The 6,289-nt window shown below is 72.3% G+C and carries 7 protein-coding genes; 3 read left to right on the plus strand and 4 right to left on the minus strand.

Annotation, left to right across the window (positions count from 1 at the left end; translation table 11 throughout):
• Positions 1–85 precede the first annotated feature (85 nt).
• Both ACWGI8_RS37085 and ACWGI8_RS37090 read right to left on the minus strand, forming a co-directional pair.
• Positions 86–676, minus strand: a complete 591-nt coding sequence (locus ACWGI8_RS37085) for a DNA-3-methyladenine glycosylase I (RefSeq protein ID WP_453667835.1) — start codon at positions 674–676, stop codon at positions 86–88.
• Positions 673–1,218: a hypothetical protein gene (locus tag ACWGI8_RS37090; RefSeq protein WP_453667836.1), complete on the minus strand. Its 546-nt coding sequence runs from the start codon at positions 1,216–1,218 to the stop codon at positions 673–675. Before ACWGI8_RS37090 ends, ACWGI8_RS37085 begins: the two co-directional genes overlap by 4 nt.
• Before the next feature lie 111 nt (positions 1,219–1,329).
• On the opposite strand from ACWGI8_RS37090, the gene folP reads away from it, so the two are divergent.
• On the plus strand, positions 1,330–2,202 hold the full coding sequence (gene folP, locus ACWGI8_RS37095) for a dihydropteroate synthase (protein ID WP_453667841.1): 873 nt from the start codon (positions 1,330–1,332) through the stop codon (positions 2,200–2,202).
• A gap of 42 nt (positions 2,203–2,244) precedes the next feature.
• Here the strand turns inward: folP and ACWGI8_RS37100 are convergent, their stop codons facing one another.
• Positions 2,245–3,027, minus strand: coding sequence for an LOG family protein (locus ACWGI8_RS37100; protein ID WP_453667837.1), 783 nt, complete (start codon positions 3,025–3,027; stop codon positions 2,245–2,247).
• A 199-nt stretch (positions 3,028–3,226) separates the two neighbouring features.
• Entirely contained in the window at positions 3,227–4,306 is a 1,080-nt protein-coding gene (gene dapE / locus ACWGI8_RS37105) for a succinyl-diaminopimelate desuccinylase (protein WP_453667838.1), read from the minus strand.
• Positions 4,307–4,477: 171 nt separating this feature from the next.
• On the opposite strand from dapE, the gene ACWGI8_RS37110 reads away from it, so the two are divergent.
• Together ACWGI8_RS37110 and ACWGI8_RS37115 are read left to right on the plus strand one after the other, a co-directional pair.
• Complete coding sequence (locus ACWGI8_RS37110) at positions 4,478–5,416, plus strand: hypothetical protein (protein WP_453667839.1); 939 nt, start codon at positions 4,478–4,480, stop codon at positions 5,414–5,416.
• A 357-nt stretch (positions 5,417–5,773) separates the two neighbouring features.
• A complete protein-coding gene (locus tag ACWGI8_RS37115; RefSeq protein WP_453667840.1) occupies positions 5,774–6,226 on the plus strand; it encodes an ATP-binding protein in 453 nt (150 codons plus the stop codon).
• The last annotated feature ends 63 nt before the right edge of the window (positions 6,227–6,289 follow it).

Below are 6,289 nucleotides of genomic sequence, written 5' to 3' on the forward strand. Positions count from 1 at the left end.
CCATCGGAGCCCGCCCGGCACCTTGAGGAGCGGGCCCCAGGCAGCCGAGCCCCGAGCGCACCCGTTACAGCCAAGAAGTGGCCCGTTACACCGGGGTGGCCCGACGGGCGACGCAGTCCGCCAGGTGGTCGTCGACGAGGCCGCACGCCTGCATGAGTGCGTACGCCGTCGTGGGGCCGATGAAGCGCAGTCCACGCTTCTTGAGGTCCTTGGAGAGGGCCTTGGACTCGTCCGTGACCGCCGGTACGTCCCCGATGGTGCGCGGCGCGGGGCGGGAGTCCGGGTCCGGCGCGTACGACCAGATCAGGGCGTCGAGCTCGCCGGCCGGCCAGTCCGCGAGCACGCGTGCGTTGGCCAGGGTCGCCTCGATCTTGGCGCGGTTGCGGATGATCCCGGGGTCGGCGAGGAGGCGCTCCTGGTCGGCGTCGGTGAAGGTGGCCACGGACGCGATCTTGAAGTCGGCGAAGGCCCGCCGGAAGCCCTCACGGCGGCGCAGGATCGTGATCCAGGACAGCCCGGACTGGAACGCCTCCAGCGCCAACCGCTCGAACAGCGAGTCGTCCCCGTGAACCGGCCGGCCCCACTCCTCGTCGTGGTACGTGACGTACTCCTCGGTGGACAGGCCCCACGGGCAGCGCAGCCGCCCGTCAGGACCCGCAACGGCACGGCCGCTCATCGCCCCTGATCCTCTCCGGGCCCGGGCTCCTCGTCGAAGCCCTCGTCGAAGTCCTCGTCAAAGTCCTCGTCAAAGTCCTTGGCATGGTCCTTGTCGAAGAACCCGGGCCGCTCCGGCCGCTCGAACCGCTCCGGCCGCTCGAACCGGCCCGGCCGCTCGAACCGGCCCGGCCGCTCGAACCGGCCCGGCCGTTCGAACCGGCCCGGCTGCGGCTCGTCGAACAGCTCGGGCGGGCTGACCGCCGTCGCCTGCTGCCCGGCCAGGGCCGACTCCAGCTCGGCGATCCGCGCGTCCCGCTCCGCGAGCTCCGCGCCGAGCCGGCCGAGCACCTCGTCGACGTCCGCCATCCGGTAGCCCCGCGCCGTAACGGGCAGGCGCAGTGCCTCGACATCGGCACGTCCCACCGGACGCGTCACCGGCAGCGGGTCCACCAGCTGCTCGGGCGCCGCTTCCGGAAGGACCGCACTCTCACCGCCGCCGACCACCGCGAGGGTGACCGCGGCGACCACCACGACCATCGCGATCAGCAAGAACCAGAACACAGCGAGCCTCTCCCCGGGGCAGGAAACCGTCTGCTGCCGATCGTGCCATGCGCCACCGACAGTTAAGGTCGCAGGCGAACGATCGCGAGGAGGAAACGGCGGATGCAGGGTATGCACAGCGGGGCTCTGCGGCTGGGGCGGCGTGAATTCGACGCCCAGGAGCCGGTGATCATGGCGATCGTGAACCGGACCCCGGACTCCTTCTACGACCAGGGTGCGACGTTCCGCGACGAGCCCGCACTCGCCCGCGTCGAGCAGGCGGTGTCCGAGGGCGCCGCCATCATCGACATCGGTGGCGTGAAGGCCGGTCCCGGGGAGGAGGTCACGGCCGAGGAGGAAGCGCGCCGTACGGTCGGTTTCGTCGCCGAGGTGCGCCGTCGCTTCCCGGATGTGGTGATCAGCGTCGACACCTGGCGGCACGACGTGGGCGAGGCGGTCTGCGAGGCGGGCGCGGACCTGCTGAACGACGCGTGGGGCGGCGTGGACCCGAAGCTGGCCGAGGTGGCGGCCCGGTACGGGGTGGGCCTGGTGTGCACCCACGCGGGCGGCGCGGAGCCGCGGACCCGGCCGCACCGGATCGCCTACGACGACGTGATGGCGGACATCCTGCGGGTGACGACCGGACTGGCCGAACGGGCGGCGGCGCTCGGTGTGCGCCGGGACGCGATCCTCATCGACCCCGGTCATGACTTCGGGAAGAACACCCGGCACTCGCTGGAGGCGACCCGGCGGCTCGGCGAGATGGTGGAGACGGGCTGGCCGGTGCTGGTCTCGCTGTCGAACAAGGACTTCGTGGGCGAGACCCTCGACCGGCCGGTGAAGGAGCGGGTGATCGGCACACTCGCGACGACCGCGGTGTCGGCGTGGCTCGGCGCGCAGGTCTACCGCGTCCACGAGGTCGCGGAGACCCGGCAGGTGCTGGACATGGTGGCGTCGATCGCGGGCCACCGGCCCCCGGCGGTCGCCCGCCGGGGACTGGCCTGAGCCGCGGATCCCAAGGCCGAAGCCAGGGCGGAATCCGAAGGCCTAGGCCTCGAAGCCCTCGAAGGGGAGCTGGGCGGGCGGGCCGGTCTCCTTCGTGACCAGCGCGACCGCCTCTTCCACGTCGTCCGTGACGTGGAAGAGCAGCAGGTCACGCTCGGACGCCTTGCCATGGGCGACCACGGTGTCACGCAGCCACTGCACCAGGCCGCTCCAGTACGCCGAACCGAAGAGCACGATGGGGAAGCGGGTCACCTTGCGGGTCTGGACGAGGGTGAGGGCCTCGAAGAGCTCGTCCAGCGTGCCGAAGCCTCCGGGCAGGACGACGAAGCCCTGCGCGTACTTCACGAACATCGTCTTGCGGACGAAGAAGTAGCGGAAGTTCACGCCGATGTCGACGTGCGGGTTGAGCCCCTGCTCGAAGGGCAGCTCGATACCGAGCCCGACGGAGATGCCCCTGGCCTCCCGGGCGCCCCGGTTCGCGGCCTCCATCGCGCCGGGCCCGCCACCGGTGATCACGGCGAAGCCGGCCTCGACGAGCGCCCTGCCGATACGGACCCCCGCTTCGTACTCGGCAGTGCCGGGCCCGGTCCTCGCGGAGCCGAAGACGCTGATCGCACTGGGCAGTTCGGCGAGGGCTCCGAAGCCCTCCACGAACTCCGACTGGATGCGCATGACCCGCCAGGGATCGGTGTGCACCCACTCGGAGTCCCCCTCGGTGTCCAGCAGGCGCTGGTCCGTGGTGCCGGGCTGGATCTGATCTCTGCGGCGCAGCACCGGTCCCAGCCGCTGTTCCTCCGGCTGCCGTGCTTCGTCGGGGTTGCCCATGACCTGCTCCCTCCGCTGCGGTGCTCGTTCGAGGTCAGAGTAGGTCGACGGAGATGGACGGGAGCGAAATTCCGGTGGTCGGACAGTGCGGGGCCGGACGGCAGGCGGCCGGGCAGGGCGGGATCGGACCGTGAGCGGTCAGCCAGGGCCAGGTCAGGCCGTGAGCCAGGACCAGGTCAGGCGATCACCCAGGGCCAGGTCAGGCGGTGAGCCAGTCCCGGAGTCGGTTCTCGCAGTGCGTGATCTTGTCGATGGCCACGTGTTCGTCGCGCTTGTGGGCGAAGAGAGCGTCTCCGGGTCCGTAATTGACCGCCGGGACACCCAGCGCGCTGAACCGCGAGACGTCGGTCCAGCCGAACTTGGGCTGCGCGGTGCCGCCGACCGCCTCCATGAAGGCGGCGGCCGCCGGGTGGGAGAGCCCGGGAAGCGCCCCGCCCGTGTGGTCGTCGACGGTGAACTCGGCGACTCCGCAGTCCGCGAAGACCTCGCGGACGTGCGCCTCCGCCTCGGCCATGCTGCGGTCCGGCGCGTAGCGGTAGTTGATCACCACGGTGCATTCGTCGGGGATGACATTGGTGGCGACGCCGCCCTCGATCCCCACGGCGTTGAGGCCCTCGCGGTACTCGAGCCCGTCGATCACCGGGCGGCGCGGCTCGTACGCGGCGAGGCGGGCCAGGATCGGCCCGACGGCGTGAATGGCGTTGGAGCCCATCCAGCTGCGCGCGGAGTGTGCGCGCTCCCCCGTCGTACGGAGATGGACCCGCAGCGTGCCCTGGCAGCCGCCCTCGACCTGGGCGTCGGACGGCTCCAGCAGCACAGCGAAGTCGCCCTCCAGCCAGTCGGGGTGGGCGTCGGCCACATGCCCCAGACCGTTGAGGTGTGCGGCGACCTCTTCGTTGTCGTAGAAGACGAAGGTGAGGTCGCGGTTGGGCGCCGGGACGGTCGCGGCGATCCGCAGCTGGACGGCGACGCCCGACTTCATGTCCGAGGCGCCGCAGCCCCAGAGGATGCCGTTCTCGTCCAGCTCGGAGGGGACGTTGTCGGCGATCGGCACGGTGTCGATGTGCCCGGCGAGGACGACCCGCTCGGCGCGGCCCAGGTTCGTGCGGGCGACGACGTTGTTGCCGTGCCGGTCGACGGTGAGATGCGGGAGGGCGCGCAGCGCCTGCTCGATCGCGTCGGCGAGGGCCTTCTCGTCGCCGCTGACCGACGGGAAGTCGACGAGGCGAGCGGTGAGCTCCGGGGCGTCCAGGGTGAGGTCGAGCGCGGTTTCGGGCATGGCTCCGACCCTAGCGCCCCGTACGCCGGGCCTCCGGCCGGCCTGTGGCGGGAACCGGCCGTCCGCCGGCCGGTCGCGGGAACCAGCCGGTCCGGCTCCTTCGTCCCGGCCCGGCCGACCCGGCGCACAGGGCCGGGGAGGGCTGCCGCCGCGCTCCAGTACGGTGGGCCCGTGACCGAGACCGCCTCCCCCGTCCGGCGCGGCCGCCTCTTCCGTATCGCGGCCGCGCTCGCCGTGCTGCTGGCGCTGGTCGCGTACGTGGTCGTGCAGTACGTGAGCGGGGGCGGCGGCGCGCCGCGGTGCGTGGTGCGCTCCGCCGAGAGCCCGGGCTCCGGTGCCGGCACCTCGTACGAGCTCAGCCCGGAGATGGCCGCCAACGCCGCCACGATCTCCGCCGTGGGCACGACCCGGGGGATGCCGGAGCGTGCGGTCACCATCGCGCTGGCGACGGCCCTGCAGGAGTCCGCGCTGCGCAACATCAACCATGGTGACCGGGACTCGCTCGGCCTCTTCCAGCAGCGCCCCTCCCAGGGCTGGGGCAGCGCCAAGCAGATCCGCGACCCCGTCTTCGCCGCCGGCAAGTTCTACGACCACCTCGCCGAGGTGCCCGGCTACTCGCGGCTGCCCCTGACGGTGGCGGCCCAGCGCGTCCAGCGCAGCGGTTTCCCCCAGGCCTACGCGAAGCACGAGCCGGACGCCTCGCTGCTCTCCGCCGCGCTCACCGGCCGCGCCTCCGCCTCCCTGACCTGCACGGCGCGAGTCTCCGCGGAGCCCGGCGACCCGGCGAAGCTCCGCTCGGAGCTCGTGCGCTCCTTCGGCCCCGGGGTCCTTCCCGCGGCCGGCGGTACGGGGCGCGCGGGCGCGCCCCGCCCGGCCGAGCTGACGGTGCCGGTGAACGCGACAGCGGCCACGGGCGCGGGCGGCGCGGACAGCCGCGGCTGGGAGCTGGCCCACTGGGCGGTGGCCAAGGCCGCGGAACTCCGGATCGCCGAGGTCTCGTTCGGCGGCAAGGTCTGGAGCGTGGACGAGGCCGACGAGGGCTGGCAGGCGGCGGATTCCGGCGCCGAGGCACCGGACGCCGGGGCGGTCCGGATCCGCGTCGCGCCGTAGCGGCCCTCACTCCGCATTCCGCATTCCACATTCCACATTCCGCATCGTGCAACCGTCCGAGTCGCCACTCACCCGAGTTACTCGGTACGCGTCCCGGCGATGTTTTTCCAGCTTGTTCGGAGCCATTCGAAGCGGTTCATCAATTCCCCTGCGGCACAAGGGAAGTGACGGTTCAGCAGACTGTCCGCACCCGCATCGTTCGCCCGTTTTTGTCCGAAGCCGATAATGCGATGCATTGCGAACTCTTTACCTTGGCTCACCGCAACCTTCCCGGGCCCACGAGCGGTTGTCAGTGCGTCCGATCGCCGGACAGTCACCACAGCACGACCCCAATCGTTCTCTCGTCGAAGGAGCACCATGTCCCTCCCCCTGACCCGCCGGATCGCCCGTGCCGCGCTGCTCGTCGCAGCCGGCGCAGCTCCCGTGGTCGGTGCGGCCGGCTCCGCAAGCGCCGCGGAGCTTGCGCCCGCCCAGGACCTGGGCAGCCTGACCCAGCTGGACGGCGACGCAGTCGGCACCACCACGGACGGTGCCACGCGCCAGGCGGCCGGCCTGGCGAACGAGGCCGGCGGCAAGGTGGTCGGCACGACCCTCCCGGCCGCCTCCAGCACGCTCGGCGACGCCGCCGAGTCGGGTGTCCCCGCCGCTCAGAAGACGGCCGGCGGGGCCGCCGGCACCCTGGGCGAGACCGCGGCCACCGCGACCACGCAGGGTGCGCCCGCGGTCGAGTCGCTGACCGGGGGCGGCGTCCCGGACGCGGGCAGCGCGCTGCCCGTCGGCGAGCTGCCCGCGAAGGGCCTGGTCGGCTGATTCAACGCGCCCCGAACGGGGACGCGCACCACACACGGAAGGGCCCTCGGGAGCACGACCTCC

The sequence above is a fragment of the Streptomyces sp. NPDC054841 genome (assembly GCF_053611045.1).